We start from the raw sequence: 18623 nt of genomic DNA on the forward strand, positions 1-18623 counted from the left end.
TGTTTACGATGTTTTTACTTTAGTATTTATATCAAGGAGATCCTGAACGATGGTTCTGTCGATATCGAGATCAAACTTTCTCCCCCAAAAGCATTCTGTACCCGTACGAGTGATCCGGTCATAATCTTCTATCGTTAGTGTTCTTGGATAATCCGGTCCTGTTTCCCAGTCTGTATACCTCTTAATTTCACTCCGTACATTGTTCTTAAACCCACTATTCAAAATAATCGTATGGAAGAAGATTTCATCTCCACATAATGTGTTCTTAAAAAATCTAACATACTCTGGAGAAGTAGAAGTAAACTCCATGATGTATTCCATACATTCACCTGTAATAGACATCCAGTTAGAGCCTTTATACAGCGATTTTGGCAGAACACCCAACCTTCTTTGCAAGAATGGAACGTTCATTACTGCTTTAATATACCTCATCCTAATGGCAGCCATACGCCTGGTTCTTGAGATCAGGAATCTAGGATAATAAACCGACACCCTCTCATAACATCCCCACGTTTCAGAAGTATTCGGTAATTGCTGATACTTTACAAATTCGTCCCCCTGATTCTTCTTAAAGAAATCAAGAATAACTTCGTTGGAAGCTAAGGGCAGATCCTGACCACTTATGATGTGGATATAATTGAATTTCCCATGTTCTTTGATCAGCGCAAAACACTTCAAAACACATTCAATCTGACTGTAATGCCCCCACCTTACATCAATAGGCTCTTTCACAAAATGAATATCGTTACGATGAGTAATATCACCTTCAATACCACTCTTCTGATCGACATGTAGGAAAAACTCGACGGAGTCATTAGTTAAACTATCGATTAGCATATTGATCTGCTCAGGATTTTTGTGACAAAGGATCACATACGCCATTTTGAATGATTCCAACAACCTTCACCCTTCCGCCCATCTTTTTCCAATATTATAAAATAAATGGACAAAAATGGATAGTTCTTTCTATCCAGAAAAAGGTGAATTCGCTGGGTGATTAGTTATTTCGTATGACTTTTCACTATAAGTCTGATTCCAATGTTCCATGGATCTTTGAATGTAGGGGCTCCATTCTCTTCAACAACGGTGTAACCCGCCTGCTTAACACGCTCCACTACAGACGTACGCTCCTCTTCATTCGGAAGAAGTAAGGTGAAATAATCAATTCCTACTGCATCAGCAGGTGCCACAGGTGCGCCTTGCCCTGCCCATATATTCAATCCAATGTGGTGATGATACCCACCTGCTGAGATAAACATTGCCGCACTGCCATAATTAGCTACTAGATCAAAACCAAGCAAACCAACGTAGAACTCCTTCGCCTTAGTTAAATTACCCACATGAAAGTGTACATGTCCGATCACCGTTCCGGCTGGCAGCCCGTTCCATTGTAAACCTTCAGAAGCCGCCAACAAACCATCTACATCCACTGGGTCCGTTGTCATCATTACATGCCCTTCCGCATCATACTTCCATGTATCCCTAGGACGATCTCTATAAATTTCGATTCCGTTGTTATCCGGGTCCTGAATATACAGTGCTTCACTCACCAAATGATCTCCCTGACCCACTTCAATTCCCGACGCGATCAAATTGCGTACAACGAGTCCCAAGCTAGGACGATCCGGAACAAGGATAGCAAAATGATACAATCCAGCCACTGAGTTCGGACGAAGAACTTTTGCATTCTCAATCTCCCGCAGAATCAATAACACATTATGACCGTCAGCAGTCATTTCCACCTCACGGCCAGATTGCCGCAAGACACTTAACCCCACCACGTCCTGATAAAAGGTGAGCGAACGCTCTAAATTACTTACTCTAATTTGTACCAGACCAATCTCTACATCCGGATGAAGTGTTGTTTTAGTTGTCATTATATTTCCTCCCACTATTCCTGTAACTTAATCAGTTACAAATTAACTATCTTTAGTATAGTTACCTTCTATATGTTTGTCAATTACCAACAAAAAAATCATGCTGACTGATTCACAGCCAAACATGATTCATAAGAACACCTCATCCTTAGGAGTGCCATTCCTGTAAATATTCAGATACACTGGATTCAAGAAGTCCAATTAAGTCTTCATCCATATACTTATAATCATCTGATATATTCAAACAAATTATTCTTTTGCCGATTACACCGTCTCTGAATTTATCTTGAATTCTTCGAACATGCTTCTTCTCCATCACAAAAATAACATCCGCCCAGCCCACATGCCCTTCAGAAAGTTTGATTCTGGCATGATCCTCTGTTCCAGCAGATCTCACTTCATGACCATCAATTCCTTGAAATATCTTCTCCGCAGTTAAACTCCGCCAGCGATTCTGGCTGCAGACAAACAGTAGTTTAATAGAGAGCACCTTCCTTATCCGATTAATACCTTATTTCGTTTGTCGGTTTAGATAAACCCTCCTATTTAAGGAGGCATCCGAAACCCATGTTGTCAATAAGTCTTTGTTAAAAAGATATTCATTACCAACTCTGATATAAGGGAACATAGTCCCTTCAAAAATGCCCGATCTACTTAAATTCTCATGCTCCGTTTTAATAATATTCATCACTTGATCTTCAGTCAGATTTAAGTATAAGGCCGTCTCTTTAATATCCATCAAAAGCTTATCTGCCGTTACTATGGATGGAGTCTGGTCTTGATCAACTTCCAACTCTTTATCGCCATTAGTTATTGAACATCCAATAATAAATGAAATCCCTAGAATAAGACTCGCCACGATAATTGAGATCTGATTAGACTTCATTGATCACCTCCACCGTACACTTCATGAAGTGGTCTGTAGCTTGGGTGTTCTTGGATTTGCGTAACTACAACACCTCGCTCCGAGTCCATCACACGGTAGGCTTTAGCTTCTTCTCTGGTTGATATCACCTTATATTCATTATCCTTGCAGATGATGGCACAGTTATTATCCACTGCGATTCCGAGCAAACCTCCGTCTTTTACCATACGCGAAAAATCCTCAACCCGAATATCCTCATTATAATGCGGACAATGAATACCTGGCAGAATCCCCATCGCTTCAAGCTTAATATACTGCCAGTTCCCTTGGTCGTCGAACGCTTCAGAGTCACTATGCCCATATTCAAACCAGCAAATGGAACCTGCACTCAGCCCTGCCAAAATAGTCCCCGAGTTGTACGCTTCTTTTAGAAGAGCATCTACGCCGGTATTTTTCCAAATCTCCAGCATCTTTCGGGTATTACCACCACCAACATAAATCAGATCAGCGGATATAATTAACTCTGCGATTTCTTCATGGGTATAGGTTTGGCTCACAAGCAATAAATGACTTGTTTCACATCCTAGAATCTCGCCGTACACTTTGTTGAACGTATCACAATAACCTGGTGCATCACTACTAGCTGTTGGAATAAATAATGCTTTCGGATTAGCTTTCTGGGTTAACTTCACAACTTCACGATCCATTTCAAGCGTTTCTAGATCGATTAGCTCTCCCCCACCGATTACCACGATAGTCCCCATAATCTCCCCTACTTTCACTAGGATCTATTTTCTCCCTTTCCGTATTCCTCAGCAAGAATGCTGTAAATCTCCAAATCAATGAGCCCTTTACCTGACCATACATGGGCTTGTCTTAACGTCCCCTCTTTCAGAAAGCCACTTTTCAAAAGGACCCGCTTGGACCGCTCATTAAAAGGCATGACTTCAGCTTGGATTCGATTGACCTCTGCCGTCTCAAATAAATATTTTTTCACCGTTTCAACGGCTTGAGTTGCAATCCCTTTTCCCCAATAAGACTCCGCCAAAAAATAACCAATCGTGACCATATCCACTTTTTGATTAAAATCCATAGCTTCGATGATACCTAGCAGTATGTACGGATTATTTTTACGGAAAATTCCCCACTTCACTCTTAACCCTTTATTAAAATCACGTTCGAAATGTCCGATCATATTCTTTACTGTATCTTTATTATGTTTCGGAATAATTCCGCAGTACTCAAACACTTGATCATTGCTATAAATTCCAAATACCTCTTCAAGGTTACTAACTTCAATTTTTTTCAGTGTTAGTTGTTCGGTTTCTAAAGTAGGGAATTGCTCAAATACATGACTAAGCTTCAATTCGTTCCCTCCGTTACTTTTTGATATTGTGAATCAAGGTTACCGCTCGAAAGCTCATCTTCTATCCCCGCGCATTCCCTCTATACTGCGCAGTTCTAAGCTCTCGAATATAGGGCTCTGTAGCTGGCATAACTGCATCTATGGCTTGTTGAATGGCTAACTCAATATCATAAGGAACTCTTACAAATTGTATATTAAAAGATGCTGTTGTCAGGCCTCCATACTCCCCCTCCAAAATCACATAAGATGCCTGAGTGACATCTAGAGGATTCCCCACACTGCCAACATTAAATAAAGTCTTCCCTTCTAAATGTTGTATAAAAGCATTGTGAATGTCCCCATAACCTACGATATCCGCTTGTCGCTGCTCCTGGCAGAGATCAGAACAACCAAACATAGACAGCCGCTTCTCATAATCGTCCCAAGGCTGAATCCGTTCATAGTAGCTTCGCGGTGAAGCATGAAATAATCGGATAAACTTACCACTCATCATAAACTCAATCGAGAACGGTAATGTACCTAAATAAGCGAGGCGGTCTTTCCCTAACAAATTCCGACTCCACCGGGCCATTTCAAAATCAACATCCTGATTCATTAAATCATCCCAGTTTCCCATAACACTGATTTCACAATTGTTCTTAATGATATCAACGGCTAGATCTGAATTTGGTCCTTTACCAACAATATCACCTAGGCAAAATATCCTGCTAATTCCACGCTGCTTAATATCCTCTAATACGGCTGTCAAAGCCGGGATATTTCCATGAATATCTGAGATTAATGCGATTTGTTCCACTGTAAATCCTCCGTTCATTTTCCACTTCAGCATATTAGAGTTTCCCTATATGAAGTATTATCTGTTTTATGCCTTCTAAATACAGATTCTATGATTACGCCCTACTTCCCTTCTTTAAGTCACTACTCTCCTGACCCGAGCCATTCGGAGCCTCTTCATATATTTCCAATAAAAAAAGACCACAATCACGTTAGCACATGTTGTGGTCTTCATTCTACGTTGCGATATGGAGTGGTTATATTTCAGGCATTTCATTCACAATCTGCTCCAAAGTAACCTCCTGAAGGACATTCTCCATCGCCTTTTGCGCGAGCGAGAATACCGGCACAATGGCGCTGGCTATATTTTTGCCGACTGGACAATCCGGGTTAGGGTGCTCATGAACCGAGAACAACGAATCCTCCTCCACCGCGTTTACTGCCTTGTAAATTTGAAGTAGTGTAATCTCAGTGCTACTACGTGAAAGTGAGGCTCCTGCGACTCCGGGGCGGGCCGTTACCAGTCCTGCTTTTTGCAACATACTAGTTAGCCGGCGGATAACTACAGGGTTGGTGTTTACACTACCAGCTATCCACTCCGAGGTACTTTTACCCTCTTTATTACTGTCGATTAACGTTAATATATGAATGGCTACCGCAAAACGGGTGCTGATGTTCACTATAAATCCCTCCTTTTGCCATACTACCGGGCTAGCAACAAGTGCATTAATCAGATGCAACAATAATAGTTACATTTTATGCATTTGTCAAACACTTAAGGAGATGCACTTCAGGATCTTAATTAGTGAATATTATGCTTTTTGAAATTACCACCCTTAACTTCTGCTACATCATATACTACAACAAAAGCGTTAGGGTCAATTTCATGAATGATTTCCTTGATTTTGCTTTCTTCCAGACGGTTAATTACACAGGTAATTTCTTTGAACTGTTCATTGGAGTAACCACCGTATGCATCAGTATAGGTTGCCCCACGTCCCAATCGGTCACGAATCGTCTCCACCATAATTTCCGGTTGAACGGTGATGATTTTGAAAGTTTTAGATCCGCTCAAACCTTCCTCAACGATATGAATCACTTTAGAAGCAATAAAATAAGCAAGTGCGGATAGAATCGCCCCTTGTAGACCAAATGCAGTTGAAACAACAATAAAGACAAACATGTTTAGGAATAAGATTAGATCACTTGTCCCAAAAGGTATTTTTCGTGAAAGCAATACAGCCAACATGTCGATCCCATCTAACGCTCCACCATTACGTAACGCTAAACCCATACCAAAACCGATAATAATCCCGCCTACAACAGTAATTAATAATGTATCTCCTTCAATAATCGTTGGCACATGGTGCATAAGGCTTGTACCAATGGCTAATGAGGCAATACCGATAATGGAATAAATAGCAAAGCTTTTACCAATTTGCTTATATCCTAACCAAACAAATGGGATGTTAATTATAACAATTAGCAGCCCTAACGGTAATCCAAACAGCTGTGAGCCAACGATACTTAGGCCTGTTACACCACCATCTGAAACATTGTTAGGTATTAATACGGATTCCAGGCCATATGAAGTTATAAGTGCCCCTATAATAATTAATATGACTTTTGAAAATATCTTCAGCTTATTTGATTTTTGATGCTGTCTTATTCCATGCATTCCATTTCCCCACTTCAAATTAGTTTTTTATATCACTGCAAGTGAAAAACATCCACTGGACAAAAGCCGACAAAAAACAGTCTATAATAAATGTCACCACTTTGGCAAATCAGACGCCGCTAGTATGATATCTATTATTTTACCCATATGACTTAAAATAATCTTATCGTTCCATAAAAAATGAAAAAACCAGACTACGAAAATTCGTAATCTGGTAATCTCCTCTATCACACCTTCATGTATTCGTTATACAATTCCTCAAAAGTATCGTATCTTTCAACTTTCCTTCCCACCTTATTATATTCTTCCAGATATTCATCCATGACCTGCAGGAACTGCTCTTTAAATAAATGCAGATGATCTGAATCAAAATACTGCATAATATCAAACTTTTTTGTTCCTCTTGATTCTGTCATTTCATCAAGAAAATTTTGTATGCCCATGGCTGCATAATAAGCATAAGATTTATCATTTAATTCCACACTTGCTATAACCTTATTGCGGCAGTTACACCATAATTCCTCAAAGGTGCCACCAAGATTATCATAGGTAGGGATAGGCTGAATCACAAAATCCTTATACATTTTATTATATAAATCATTGACGCTTTCTAAAAATCTATATGATGCACTTCTGATTTCAATAATTGTCTTCGCATCGATCACAGCCATATATATATTTTCAAAATCATCAGGAACATAACGATACGTAGCTATTTCCTCCAGATATCTCTTAAGTCCCCTTTTAAAATAGGTATTGTTCAAATGTGTTAGAGCATTTACCGAATTGTATACAACTTCGCATGAAGCATACCTCACTGCTCCGATATCTTCAGAAAGTAATGTATTCGTATATTCTTTTTTTGCTATGTCTATATTCTTTTTCGCTCTACTAATACATTCATTCCCTATAGGCTTAGCCAAAGCATCGAGAGCTCTTTGTTTATATAAGTTTAGCTTTTCCAGATATTCGGGTTTCGCACAATATAACAGCTCTAAATCTATCAGACACGAAATCATTGGGCTCTCAAGATTCGCTTGATCTTCTATCCTTGTTTCCCATGGCGTACAATAGATGTCGTATCCAACATCCTCCAGAATAAAACACGAAGATATTCCCCAGCCTTGGGCCGTGTTATTAATTATAATTAGATCAAGATCGCTTTTTTCATGAAAATCTCCGGTACTGAAAGAACCTGTAAGCCCAATGATTGCAATGTCATCAGGAAAATCTCTCTTAGCACGTTCAATAACCATACTAATAAGTCTGTCATTTTTATTTAGAATTTTTTGTCTAATATCCGCATCCATATCCAATTCTCCTCTTAATCCATATTAATTCCATTGTATATGGATATCGTTCAAGTAAATATTCCGACTTTATCTATATTCAATCTATACCAACTACAAACCCTCCTCCTTCTTCTGGGTAAATAAATAACGCGCTGGCGAGAGTACGGCTCTTCTCTACCAACGCGTTATCTAGTAATTATGAATGTTTTTCTCACTGCTTACTTTAGTAAATGAAAATTTCATCTAATGGTCTTCCGTCACAAGGATTAAAATCAATCCCTAAAATCTTTGCCATCGTAGGAGCTATATCTACCATTTTGAGATCCCCTATGGGAAAATCACTTTTCACCTTATTCCCTGAGATCACCAAGTTGCATCTATAATCCTCTTTATCGGGAGAGTAGCCATGCGTAGCATATTTAATCCCTTGTTTGTCCAAATCAACAATCGTAGGTTCATCCATGCTCTCATCGAAACAATAGCCTCTCCTAGCTTCAAGCATATATTTAGTAGATGGGCCCACATGAAGTTGATTCAGCCGCTCTCTAGTATATATTTCCTCTATACCTGAAGCGTCATCATCCATATATTCCTGAATAACAGCTAACGCTAATTGTTCAGCTTCTTCATCACCTTCTTTAATATGCAGATAAGCGGATCCGCCCCCACACTGAAAGTAAGCTCTCCACTTCATTTCGCCGTTCTCTTCATAGATCAACCCTTTTTCCTGCAAAAGGTTGTTCAAATGCACTTTATACCGAACATTGAACTGGCCATGGTCACCCAAAACTAAAAAAACCGTGTCATCCTTTATCCCGGCTTCATCCACTGCTTGCATAACATCACCTAATCGCTTATCCATACGTGTGATTACCCGCTTCACTTCATCGCTGTCAGTACCGTAGACATGCTTGGCGTCATCCAGATCAATCAAATGCATCATAAGAAGATTAGGCTTTTTACGCTTAATCGTTTCCATCGCACACTTTGTCGTGAAGTCATCCAGATAAGGCTGTTCAATTCCTTTTCGAAGCCGTCCATATTTCAGCTCCATTTCAATGCAATATAACGGGCTCCCGCTTTTTAACACCTTCAGTGCCTGATTTTCGTTGTTGATGGCTCTGATTTCAGGGATATTATATTGGATTGAGGATTTCCCTGATACCGGCCAAAGGATTCCTGCGGTACTCATGTTATGCTCGCGCGCAGCATCATAAATCGTGGGCACCTTTATCGCATTTCTGAACCAGAACCAGCTTTGCTCCTTTTCCTTCACAAACGGCTGAAATGGATTGTTATGGTGGATACCATGCTTATCTGGATATACACCGGTTGCTATCGTAGTGTGTACCACATAAGTGAGCGTGGGATATACACTTTTTAATTGATTACTATGCGACCCGTTCTTAATCAATTTCGATAGGTTTGGAAGATTGCTGGCCATTTCCCATTGGTCTTCTGAAAAGGCATCGTAAGAGATGACAATCAGATGTTTGGCCATTGCCGTTTGTTCTTTGCTTGACTTCATAGGATAAGTCCCTTCGGTTCATCTTGTTCAAGCTTCTCTTTTGGTAAAGTTATAAATATGAAGAATCCAATAATAAATAGTGGGATAATCGCTAAAATACTAAATTTAGCGTTGCCTGTTAGGGTAGTTGTTAATGACATTACAGCAGGACCCACAATCGCCGCAAACTTGCCAAAGATATTGTAAAAGCCAAAGAATTCATTGGATTTTTCCTTAGGAATAATCTTCGCATAATAAGATCTGCTAAGCGCTTGAATCCCTCCCTGGGCAGATCCAATTAGCGCTCCCAGAATAAATATATGCCACACTGAAGTAATAAAGTAAGCCGCGATACAAGAAATGATATATGTAAAAATCCCCACGATGATCATCGTTCTAGCTGAGTATTTTTTGGCAAGATTACCGTACAGGATAGCACACGGAAATGCGATGATCTGGATAACTAATAAGATCCCCAGTAAAGTAAAGGTATCAAAAGCATCCGCACCCAGTACCGATGTGGCATATGGCACTACCATTTTAATAATCGTATCTACCCCATCAATATAGAGAAAGTAGGCGATCAAGAATACAAATACTACTTTATGCTGTCTGACATTTTTAAACGTGTCTCCCAGTCTTTTAAAGCTATTAATGACCGGTTTGGGTTCAGGTTCTATGTAATATCTTTGCTGCACATCCTTGATCATAGGCATGGTCAGCAGTCCCCACCAAAGGGCAGTGATTATAAATCCAATCTGATAGCCGATTGATTTATCCATCCCCATAAACAGAATCAGCAGTAGGCTGATACCGAATGGAATAACGCTGGCGATATATCCAAAAGCAAACCCTTTTGAGGATACCTTATCCATCCTTTCATCCGTGGTTACATCCACCAGAAAAGAATCATAAAAAATATTGGCCCCGGCAAATCCTATGACTGACAAAATATAAAATACAATCAATAACTGCCACTGCCCACTCGCAGGTGCAACGAAAGCCAGCGAAGCAGTAGCTATCACGCCGATCAATGAGAAAAATATGAAGAAGCGTTTTTTCTTATCCTTATAATCTGCCATCGTTCCTAAAATCGGGCTAAGGATGGCCACCAGAATACTCGCTATGGAATTAAAATACCCCAAATCCATGCTGTTGTTAACATTCGAAAACATCCCAAATACAATAGGCAGTAAAGCTGTTGTAACCGCCATCGAATAAGCCGAATTTCCACAGTCATATAAAATCCATGATTTTTCCTCTTTACTTAGTTTCATCTAACAGCCACCTTTTCACCTAGTTCCTTCTGTTATATCACTTAAGCATATGTGGCATGTTAAATGCATGTAAAACTACACTTCATAATTCCACTGGAGAGCTGATCCTCATGTCCTCTCCTGTATTGTCAAACTTTTAAGGACCTCAGCAACCTGTAGAGCATACTTTTTACTCAAACGTGACTTACCAAGATTACTCTTCACAATCTTAATCATTCGGGTATCTCGGCTCTTAGCGAATTTCTCCAGCATGGCAAAGCCCGCTTCAGGTTCACTCGCCACAAATACACTTAAGCTGTATTCAAGTCCCTTAGATAATACACGAAAATGCTCAGCGTTCTCATATTGTACTTCCCCACTACCCATACTCTCCATAATTCGAGTAGCCAACTGAAGACAATAAAGCGTATTCTCTTTCTTTTTTAATAGAGGAGGATGCGCTAACGCTGCTACAAAAGCTCGTTGTTCAAGCCTATTCGCACCTTTCTCCCACATGTCGATCAGCTGCCTGACAAGAGAAAAACCATCCTCCCCTATACTTTGCAGCGCCATAGCAGACGCTTCACGCATCCTCCATCTAGAGTCGTTCATAGCTGTCTTAATGATGCTCTGAATCATAATTTGCTGTTCTTCTTCAGCGTAGCTGTAATAAGCGCCCAGCGCTCTAACCGCACAAAATGGCAGAAACTCACGGGGATCATTCACCCCAGCTTCTGCCTCTGTAAGATTAGCCCATGAATTAAGAAACTCCCAGTCTGTTTCCGTTAGTTTAGGATGGGCAAAATGTTCGGCAAATTTGCCTGAGAGCTCCAAATTTACTCGTGGTCCGGGAAGATTGCTCTCCTTCATCAGCAAATCTCTAAGCTGTACCCACTGCTCCTTATCGCTTACCCATTGCTGAAACAGCATATCCATCATTTTTTGTCCAGCCATCTCTGATCCCTCCGGTATTTACCTTCAGATTCTAACAATCCCCTGCATCTCGTATGGATAATCAATCTGCTTTTTTACCGAATTCATCGCTGCTTCTCCAGCCAAGTATGAAATCAGATATAACCCCAGATCAATGGAAGTGGAAACTCCACCACCTGTAATCACATTACCATCATGCACAATACGGGTCTCCACAACTTCTTCACAGTAAGGATTTAGTAATTCATAGGCAGATGGATGGGTAGTAGCTTTCTTCCCTCCTAGCAGCCCCGCAGCCCCAAGCAGCAGTGAGCCTGTGCAGACAGATACCTTATAAGGAACATTGTGAGCACCAGCAATCCACGAGACAAAACCTTCATCATAACGAAGTTTCCGTGTCCCCATCCCTCCAGGTACAAATACCATGTCATACTCCGAAAGCTCTGGCAGCACTTTTCCAGCTTTAACTGTGAAACCTAACTCATCCGTCACTTCCTCCGACGCTGCACATATATCCCAAGACAAATTTTTGCCGATTTCAAATTGCCCCAATCGATAAATAACATCATAGAACCCCGCAAAATCTAAGAACGTAATCCCATCAAAAAGTATAAAGGCGATTTTCAATTTCGCACTCTCCTCTTATGGCTTGGTTAGGATAATAGGCTCACCTTTAGTCACAATAATCGTATGTTCAAACTGTGCTACCCGGCCATTGTCTACGACACTCAGTGTCCATCCATCCGACTGCTGCTCCACGTAATCTGCTCCAGTAGAAAGGAAGGGCTCAACCGTAATCACCTGTCCCTCTTTTAACACTGTAGTCACTCTTGGATTGTAGAAAGGTAAGATTTCAAAAGGCTTCTCATGCAGTGATTTGCCAATCCCGTGGCTGCACAGATTACGTACCACTCTATAGCCGCGTTTCCGAGCTTCGAGTTCCATCATTCTGCCAATCTCATTGACCTTCATCCCTGCTCTCAGATGATTGATCACGCTCATCATAGTTTCCTCTGCACTCTGGCATAGTCGAAGAATGTCATCATTATAAGGTGGTAGTTGAAACGAAACTCCGGCGTCCCCATAATAACCATTCAGTTCAGCAGATACATCAATATTGATCAAATCACCAGCATTAATCACTCTAGGACCAGGAATCCCATGAGCAACCTCTTCATTCACACTGATGCAGGTGCTGCCTGGAAAATTATACGTTATCATTGGGGCTGAAGATGCTCCGAATTCCGCTAGAATTTCAGCTCCAATCTTATCAAGCTCCGCTGTTGTCATACCTGGAGTTACTTTCTTTTTCATCTCGGCGATGGTATGTCCTACTACTTTCCCTATGGCTTTTAGCCCTTCTAAATCTTGTATGGTATCACTCGTCATCTATCACACATTCCTCTCACTTCTGGTATGAATCACTTGTCTAACTTCTGAAATGCACTTCCATTCCACTGGAAAATATCTTCCATCTGTTTACCCGCTACATTATCGTAATAACTTCTCTTGAAGCTATGATCATCCACTTTATCAAGCTTTATCGAATACCCCTTTGGACTGCTGATAAATAAATCAGAGCCGAGTTTGATCCCTAATTCCTCTATAACGTTATTTTTTCTAAGCGTAAATAGCTTGTAGAAGTAACCGTTACTGGATCCGTACTGACCAATCGTAAAATCCGGATCGCCGTCGCCATTATAGTCCTCAAACTGAATTTGAAAAAAATCATTAAATATTATGGGATCCTCAAAATGTTCACTGAGTGGAAAGCTATTCAAAGTTCTCCCTTGATTATCGATAAGAACAAGCCCAAATCTGCCACTCCAATTCCTTCCCATCAACGGACCTGGTATTGTCCAATCCTCACTGTAGGTTCCATCTAAAAGCTGCAGATTCAAGAATCCAGTTCTATTAGTTAAGGGATAGAGATCATTATGTGATATCGTTACTGGCCCTGTAACCTTAACAGAAGACTCCAGCGACTCCGTCTGTTCTATGTTCGCCTGATCTGCTGTTCCATAGATGAGTTGTCTTATTTGATCTGCGTTTTTCACCGGAATAGAGTAGCCCTGACCACCATTCTCAGCTGTAGTAAATACTCCTTTATAACCGGGTTCATCACCTATTGCTATGTAATAATCCTTCGAGTAGCCATCACCATAAACAAGTTCCATTTTAAATTCAGGGGCCCAATCCAGCTCCCCCGATAATTTATTGCTCTTGTTCATAGCCTCCGAAAGCGCCTTAATCAGAGCGGAGTCCTTCAGTATTAGGGTCTCAAAATGTTCTGGTCGATCAACTTGGTTCTGATCACTAGTTGTTACAGGAGTTAAAGACACTCCGGCGATCCACCTTGCATTGATGAAGCCCACATCATTCTTACACCCGCTTAAAAGAGCAACCAAGAACAAGGGTACAACCCATAGTAATTTCCTAATGCGAACCACCTCCAAGAAAAGAAACATAACCTAATTATAACAGCGTCCATAAATATAAAGAAATCGACTTTCCGAAGTGTTTAAGCGAGAAATATAAGGATAATTTATAGCATGGAGCATATAAATTCTTATATTTTAAAAAAAAGACTATAACCTGCTCCTTTAATGAGTGGTTCTAGTCTTATAAAATCAAGTAAATATGTAGTGATATGATCAGACGATTAAGCTTGAATTGCCTACCGTCTTAAGCCAAGCCTCTGCAATAAGTGCATGGCCCGCAGGTGATGGATGTACTCCATCCGGAGCCCAATAAGCAGGCTCTGCTTTCACGGATGCCGCAGCAAACAGGCCATCCAACGGAACAAGTAATGCACCATATTCACGTGCCAATTCACGAACAATGTGAATTTTAGGGTCCAAATCCTGGCGCCAAGTTCTACGATCTTCTGGGACAGGCAACACAAATGGCTCGATTAAGACTAAATTAGCAGCCAGCGAATGCTGCGTGCGTTCGATCAGGTCACGATACGCAGCTTCAAATTGTTCAGGCGTTGTTTCCTGACCAGAATCAAAGCGGCGCCAAGTATCGTTAATCCCAATATATATGGACACCCACGTCGGCTTCAGATTCAGGCAATCCTTCTCCCAGCGTTCCTGCAAATCTACTGCACGGTTGCCGCTAATTCCACGATTATAGAACGTAAGATTCTTCTCAGGATACAAATGCCCCAGACGAGCGGCGATCATCAATGCATAACCTACACCAAGCGATGAAGCATCATCATAATTACGACCCCAATCCGTTATGCTGTCGCCTTGAAACAGAATGACATCGTTTTGTCGGAATAACATCACGTAATCCTCCCCTATTTTCCCCTGTTAATATTAGCCAATATAGTATATCAAAAATGAATACTACGTACTAGGACAATCATTAACAATTCATGGTAGAAACCACTAGAGATCAACAAAAAAACCTGCTCAAATAAGAGCAGGTTTTCCAAAAATACAATCAATAAGCTAAGCTAAACAATCCTTTAATGTGGGACAAGTAACGAATATTACTTGCTTCCTTCATCAAGGTTGCAGGCAATCCTTTTAGCGGAGTTGAGCTAGCACCAACGATGGCTACACCGTCTTTACGGCCTAAGCTCGCAAGCGTCCCTGAGTTGATCGGACTAAAGGATTCAAATGATTTATCCTTCAAGTATGCATAAAGATTGTACCCGATCAATTCGCCCATTTGCCAAGCGATTTGTGCAGTTGGTGGATATGGACGACCATCTTCGGCAAAGACAACGGCGCTGTCACCAGCAACGAATACGTCTTTGTGTGATGTGGATTGCAAGAATTCATTTACCGTTGCACGACCACGGTTCACTTCAAGACCGGACTCACCAATCAGTGGATTTCCTTGTACGCCGCCAGTCCATACGAAGGTGTTAGCAATAATTTTTTGACCATCTTTCAAGTCAATGACATTATCCGCTACATTCGTAACAGGTAGTCCTGTCAAGAATTGAACACCACGTTTTTCTAAGCTTGCCACTGCGCGTTCGATCAATGCATCTGGCAATACTGGTAAAATCTTAGGACCTGCTTCAACCAGCATCAGTTTAATTTCTTTAGGATCCACGCCATATTTCTTAGTGAGTGTTGGCAACACATCAGCGATTTCACCAACAAGTTCAACACCTGTTAAGCCACCGCCACCGATTAGGATGCTTGCATCCGCTGGATTTTTAGACTTCGCATATTCACGGATACGCTCATCAATATGACGATGAATTCTGTTAGCATCTGCTGCCGATTTCAAAACCATACTGTATTGCTCAAGACCTGGAATGCCAAAATAAGCCGTAGTGCTTCCAAGACCCACAACTAAAGCATCGTAGGACAATGTCACACCATCAGATAGTGTAATTTGTTTATTTTCAACAGAAAAAGAATTCACCTTTGCAATTTTCAGGTCGATATCTTTACCTGCAAAAAGCTTAGCTAATGGCATAGCAACAGCACCTTCTGCAACACTACCCGCTGCAAGACGATGCAATTCTGTAATAATTTGATGTGTAGGATATTGATTAACGACTGTAATTTTAGCTTCGTCCTTCTTCAGGTACTTGCGTACAGTTAAGGCGCTTAGTAGACCACCATAACCTGCTCCTAGAATGACAATATGTTTAGACATGATGTTTCCTCCGTCCTTACGAATGAGATATAAAAAATATTATTTCTGTTGACTGCGTTCGCCGGCAACTTGAAGATAAGCATTTACGAAACGGAAAAGCTTCTGTGCTTGTGGATCTTTCATCATCTTCATAAGACCAAATACACCGATCACATCGCTATTTTCATTCGCACGATCTTGCGCTTCGATCACTGTAGCTGCCATATTCTTCGCCGAATGCACCACTGGTTCAGCAAGTTCTTTAATTGCACTTACCGTATCACTTTTCAAGACTTCATCCGCAGCAACAGTTTGAACAAAGTCATATGACTTTGTGAGCACGCCGACAAGCTCTGTTAATTTTGGCAACTGTTCCACTAAGACAGTTAACGACTCCTGAACTTCAGGCTTCAATAGCTGCTCTAGAACATTCATTTGTTCTTGAGTGACAGCTAATTTTGGTGATTCTTGCTCAGGTTGTGTTTGAGTGATTGTTTCTGACATATCCGAATCTCCTCTGCAAATAAGCTTTGCTGCTTAATAGTAATAAAAAAATAAAAACTTATAACGCCATATTTCTATTATAGCACTTATCAAGTTATAAATGTCACAAAGTTTTTGATTTTTTCTAAAGTTTTGTGATTTTTATTACATTAAAATAAATTAGTCATAATTTTCGATATTATTTATACATGCATAGATGATTAAATGCTTATTGTGTAAATTCATTCAAATTCATCTCCGCTTTCAATAAAACCTCGACCATTGCCGGATTGTTCTTTAATGGTAGCAATCTAAAATACAGAGAACGAACGAAATTTTTGGTGTTCACACGAGCAACGTACTGGCCGCGGCTTCTCGGCCACCCCCCACATTGCTCCAAGTTGCGAATCCAGTCGACAATAGATTGTTGTGGAAGTAAATGATGATCTATCATTGTAGCTACAATCGTAGCGATCCGTTCATCTTCTTCGTCGCTAAATATGTGCTGATCGTTGTAAAGCATCCTTTGGATGACTGCCAAAACCTCTTCCCTTATTGCAGCATCACTCTCCGAGCAGAGTACCAGTTCATCCAAGGCATCTGCGCCATGGGCTGCAGCATGAGCCCAACCTTCTTCAGGCATAAATCCTCGTAAATCCTGTTCTTCCTCATAATATCTAATAAGCGCTTCCTTCACATTTATAAACTCTGCGCTAGCTAAAAAAGCCTGTTCCCTATGCCGCTGAAGAATCAGCGCAACGATCAATACCGAAAACGTTCTTGTGAACACAGCCTGATCTTCTTTGCTGCCAATGTGATAGAACAAATGCTGCTCGTCAAGGAGAATCAAAAGTAGTTCACGAAGCTCCGCATCACTAAACCATTGTTTCTCGTTAACCCATTTGTAGAAGGTGGAATAGATCAAGTCATCTCGTAGCTTCGGCTGTGGATCTCCTATGTACTCAAGCATCAATTTCACATAATCCCTTAATTGCTCCCCACTTCTAAGCTCGTAATCGTTCTCTTCAATTCTTTGCAAGTCAATTATCAACTGCTCTCTAGTATCGTTCAACATTCCCACCCTTTCATTAATAAAAGCAATTAAATTTTTCGTATCCTAATATCCTAATTTACATCCCAATATTTTACAACATAGTAATTATTCTTCGACATTCCAAAGTACTTAGAGAGCTGAATGTAAATGAAGTGAATTTAATCATTGACGAATATAATTAACTGTGCTATTTTGAGTTAGTAACTAATAGTTAGTTCATTTATAAATATCACTTATTTATAATTAACAAGCAAATACATAACATATGGAGGAATAACTCATGAGCGCTTTTACAGATTTGATTGAATCCCGCAGGTCTGCTATGAATTTTGTTGAAGGGGTGAAGATCCCTCAGAATGAACTTGAGGAAATGTTCTCTTACGCCAGATTGGCTCCATCTGCATATAATCTTCAACATGCCAATTATAAAGTGGTTTCTGATGAGAATTTAAAAGAAGAGATTCGTAAAGCCGCTTACGGTCAATATAAAATCCACTCCGCCTCAGCGGTAATAGTGGTACTCGGGGATAAGAATGCTTATCTGAAAGCCCCAGAAATCTTCGGAGGACTTAAAGCTTTAGGGGCTATGAGTCAAGAGGATTATGATGCAGAGATAGAAACGATTAACAATGCATACAAAGGAAATGATGCTTTCCAAAGAGATGAGGCTATTCGGAATGCTTCTCTGTCTGCCATGCACTTCATGCTGATTGCCAAAGATAAAGGCTGGGATACCTGCCCGATGATCGGCTTTGATCCGGAAGCGATTCAATCCACTTTAAATCTACCCGATCATATGGTACCGGTAATGCTGATCACTATCGGAAAAGACAAGAAACATAAAATCAGACCACGTGGCTATCGTAAACCGGTCAATGAATTCGTTGAATTTATCTGAGGGTTATTGGAAGATATCGATAGATATAA

Annotated in this window: 21 protein-coding genes; 1 reads left to right on the forward strand and 20 read right to left on the reverse strand. The window is 40.5% G+C overall.

Annotated elements, in window-relative coordinates:
* Positions 1 to 3: 3 nt before the first annotated feature.
* The 20 genes from NSQ29_RS15445 to NSQ29_RS15540 all read right to left on the reverse strand — a co-directional run bounded on the left by NSQ29_RS15445 (position 4) and on the right by NSQ29_RS15540 (position 17714).
* Positions 4 to 897: a beta-1,6-N-acetylglucosaminyltransferase gene (locus tag NSQ29_RS15445; RefSeq protein ID WP_340968930.1), complete on the reverse strand. Its 894-nt coding sequence runs from the start codon at positions 895 to 897 to the stop codon at positions 4 to 6.
* A gap of 104 nt (positions 898 to 1001) precedes the next feature.
* Positions 1002 to 1877 (reverse strand): VOC family protein, encoded by an 876-nt coding sequence (locus tag NSQ29_RS15450; protein ID WP_341125499.1) that lies wholly within the window; start codon positions 1875 to 1877, stop codon positions 1002 to 1004.
* Positions 1878 to 2025: 148 nt separating this feature from the next.
* Positions 2026 to 2358 carry a low molecular weight protein tyrosine phosphatase family protein gene (locus NSQ29_RS15455; protein ID WP_179086694.1) on the reverse strand — a complete coding sequence of 111 codons (333 nt, stop codon included), beginning with the start codon at positions 2356 to 2358 and terminating at the stop codon, positions 2026 to 2028.
* A 30-nt stretch (positions 2359 to 2388) separates the two neighbouring features.
* Entirely contained in the window at positions 2389 to 2763 is a 375-nt protein-coding gene (locus tag NSQ29_RS15460) for a hypothetical protein (protein WP_076282983.1), read from the reverse strand.
* Entirely contained in the window at positions 2760 to 3506 is a 747-nt protein-coding gene (locus NSQ29_RS15465; RefSeq protein WP_341125500.1) for a Type 1 glutamine amidotransferase-like domain-containing protein, read from the reverse strand. Before NSQ29_RS15465 ends, NSQ29_RS15460 begins: the two co-directional genes overlap by 4 nt.
* A gap of 17 nt (positions 3507 to 3523) precedes the next feature.
* Positions 3524 to 4108 (reverse strand): GNAT family N-acetyltransferase, encoded by a 585-nt coding sequence (locus NSQ29_RS15470; protein WP_341125501.1) that lies wholly within the window; start codon positions 4106 to 4108, stop codon positions 3524 to 3526.
* Between the two features lie 61 nt (positions 4109 to 4169).
* Positions 4170 to 4904: a metallophosphoesterase family protein gene (locus NSQ29_RS15475; protein ID WP_339248534.1), complete on the reverse strand. Its 735-nt coding sequence runs from the start codon at positions 4902 to 4904 to the stop codon at positions 4170 to 4172.
* 235 nt (positions 4905 to 5139) lie between these two features.
* Positions 5140 to 5562 (reverse strand): Rrf2 family transcriptional regulator, encoded by a 423-nt coding sequence (locus NSQ29_RS15480; RefSeq protein WP_341125502.1) that lies wholly within the window; start codon positions 5560 to 5562, stop codon positions 5140 to 5142.
* A 122-nt stretch (positions 5563 to 5684) separates the two neighbouring features.
* Positions 5685 to 6560 carry a YitT family protein gene (locus NSQ29_RS15485; RefSeq protein ID WP_179085712.1) on the reverse strand — a complete coding sequence of 292 codons (876 nt, stop codon included), beginning with the start codon at positions 6558 to 6560 and terminating at the stop codon, positions 5685 to 5687.
* Between the two features lie 227 nt (positions 6561 to 6787).
* Positions 6788 to 7870: a nucleotidyltransferase domain-containing protein gene (locus NSQ29_RS15490; RefSeq protein WP_042187231.1), complete on the reverse strand. Its 1083-nt coding sequence runs from the start codon at positions 7868 to 7870 to the stop codon at positions 6788 to 6790.
* 205 nt (positions 7871 to 8075) lie between these two features.
* Entirely contained in the window at positions 8076 to 9380 is a 1305-nt protein-coding gene (locus NSQ29_RS15495; RefSeq protein WP_341125503.1) for an alkaline phosphatase family protein, read from the reverse strand.
* On the reverse strand, positions 9377 to 10636 hold the full coding sequence (locus NSQ29_RS15500) for an MFS transporter (protein ID WP_341125504.1): 1260 nt from the start codon (positions 10634 to 10636) through the stop codon (positions 9377 to 9379). Before NSQ29_RS15500 ends, NSQ29_RS15495 begins: the two co-directional genes overlap by 4 nt.
* 108 nt (positions 10637 to 10744) lie before the next feature.
* Complete coding sequence (locus tag NSQ29_RS15505; RefSeq protein WP_341125505.1) at positions 10745 to 11569, reverse strand: hypothetical protein; 825 nt, start codon at positions 11567 to 11569, stop codon at positions 10745 to 10747.
* Between the two features lie 24 nt (positions 11570 to 11593).
* The gene (locus tag NSQ29_RS15510; protein WP_341125506.1) at positions 11594 to 12175 is read right to left on the reverse strand and encodes a DJ-1/PfpI family protein; all 582 of its coding nucleotides are present in this window, start codon (positions 12173 to 12175) and stop codon (positions 11594 to 11596) included.
* A gap of 15 nt (positions 12176 to 12190) precedes the next feature.
* On the reverse strand, positions 12191 to 12937 hold the full coding sequence (gene map / locus NSQ29_RS15515) for a type I methionyl aminopeptidase (RefSeq protein ID WP_076299489.1): 747 nt from the start codon (positions 12935 to 12937) through the stop codon (positions 12191 to 12193).
* Positions 12938 to 12969: 32 nt separating this feature from the next.
* The gene (locus NSQ29_RS15520; protein WP_341125507.1) at positions 12970 to 13890 is read right to left on the reverse strand and encodes a hypothetical protein; all 921 of its coding nucleotides are present in this window, start codon (positions 13888 to 13890) and stop codon (positions 12970 to 12972) included.
* A 312-nt stretch (positions 13891 to 14202) separates the two neighbouring features.
* Positions 14203 to 14841 (reverse strand): SGNH/GDSL hydrolase family protein, encoded by a 639-nt coding sequence (locus NSQ29_RS15525; RefSeq protein WP_339270528.1) that lies wholly within the window; start codon positions 14839 to 14841, stop codon positions 14203 to 14205.
* 160 nt (positions 14842 to 15001) lie between these two features.
* A complete protein-coding gene (locus NSQ29_RS15530; protein WP_042187216.1) occupies positions 15002 to 16180 on the reverse strand; it encodes an NAD(P)/FAD-dependent oxidoreductase in 1179 nt (392 codons plus the stop codon).
* 39 nt (positions 16181 to 16219) lie between these two features.
* A complete protein-coding gene (locus tag NSQ29_RS15535) occupies positions 16220 to 16663 on the reverse strand; it encodes a DUF1641 domain-containing protein (RefSeq protein WP_042187214.1) in 444 nt (147 codons plus the stop codon).
* A 208-nt stretch (positions 16664 to 16871) separates the two neighbouring features.
* On the reverse strand, positions 16872 to 17714 hold the full coding sequence (locus tag NSQ29_RS15540; protein ID WP_445739194.1) for a DUF2785 domain-containing protein: 843 nt from the start codon (positions 17712 to 17714) through the stop codon (positions 16872 to 16874).
* A 262-nt stretch (positions 17715 to 17976) separates the two neighbouring features.
* Here NSQ29_RS15540 and NSQ29_RS15545 point away from each other — a divergent pair, with 262 nt between their 5' ends.
* On the forward strand, positions 17977 to 18594 hold the full coding sequence (locus NSQ29_RS15545) for a nitroreductase family protein (RefSeq protein ID WP_339270525.1): 618 nt from the start codon (positions 17977 to 17979) through the stop codon (positions 18592 to 18594).
* The last annotated feature ends 29 nt before the right edge of the window (positions 18595 to 18623 follow it).

The organism is Paenibacillus sp. FSL F4-0236 (genome assembly GCF_038000135.1).
GTDB lineage: Bacteria > Bacillota > Bacilli > Paenibacillales > Paenibacillaceae > Paenibacillus_AQ.

Coding starts and splice junctions, on each gene's coding strand:
- NSQ29_RS15450 (WP_341125499.1), bottom strand. CDS start 1,877: ATGACAACTAAAACAACACTTCATCCGGATGTAGAGATTGGTCTGGTA.
- NSQ29_RS15460 (WP_076282983.1), bottom strand. CDS start 2,763: ATGAAGTCTAATCAGATCTCAATTATCGTGGCGAGTCTTATTCTAGGG.
- NSQ29_RS15465 (WP_341125500.1), bottom strand. CDS start 3,506: ATGGGGACTATCGTGGTAATCGGTGGGGGAGAGCTAATCGATCTAGAA.
- NSQ29_RS15485 (WP_179085712.1), bottom strand. CDS start 6,560: ATGCATGGAATAAGACAGCATCAAAAATCAAATAAGCTGAAGATATTT.
- NSQ29_RS15490 (WP_042187231.1), bottom strand. CDS start 7,870: ATGGATGCGGATATTAGACAAAAAATTCTAAATAAAAATGACAGACTT.
- NSQ29_RS15495 (WP_341125503.1), bottom strand. CDS start 9,380: ATGAAGTCAAGCAAAGAACAAACGGCAATGGCCAAACATCTGATTGTC.
- NSQ29_RS15500 (WP_341125504.1), bottom strand. CDS start 10,636: ATGAAACTAAGTAAAGAGGAAAAATCATGGATTTTATATGACTGTGGA.
- NSQ29_RS15505 (WP_341125505.1), bottom strand. CDS start 11,569: ATGGCTGGACAAAAAATGATGGATATGCTGTTTCAGCAATGGGTAAGC.
- map (WP_076299489.1), bottom strand. CDS start 12,937: ATGACGAGTGATACCATACAAGATTTAGAAGGGCTAAAAGCCATAGGG.
- NSQ29_RS15525 (WP_339270528.1), bottom strand. CDS start 14,841: ATGTTATTCCGACAAAACGATGTCATTCTGTTTCAAGGCGACAGCATA.
- NSQ29_RS15530 (WP_042187216.1), bottom strand. CDS start 16,180: ATGTCTAAACATATTGTCATTCTAGGAGCAGGTTATGGTGGTCTACTA.
- NSQ29_RS15535 (WP_042187214.1), bottom strand. CDS start 16,663: ATGTCAGAAACAATCACTCAAACACAACCTGAGCAAGAATCACCAAAA.
- NSQ29_RS15545 (WP_339270525.1), top strand. CDS start 17,977: ATGAGCGCTTTTACAGATTTGATTGAATCCCGCAGGTCTGCTATGAAT.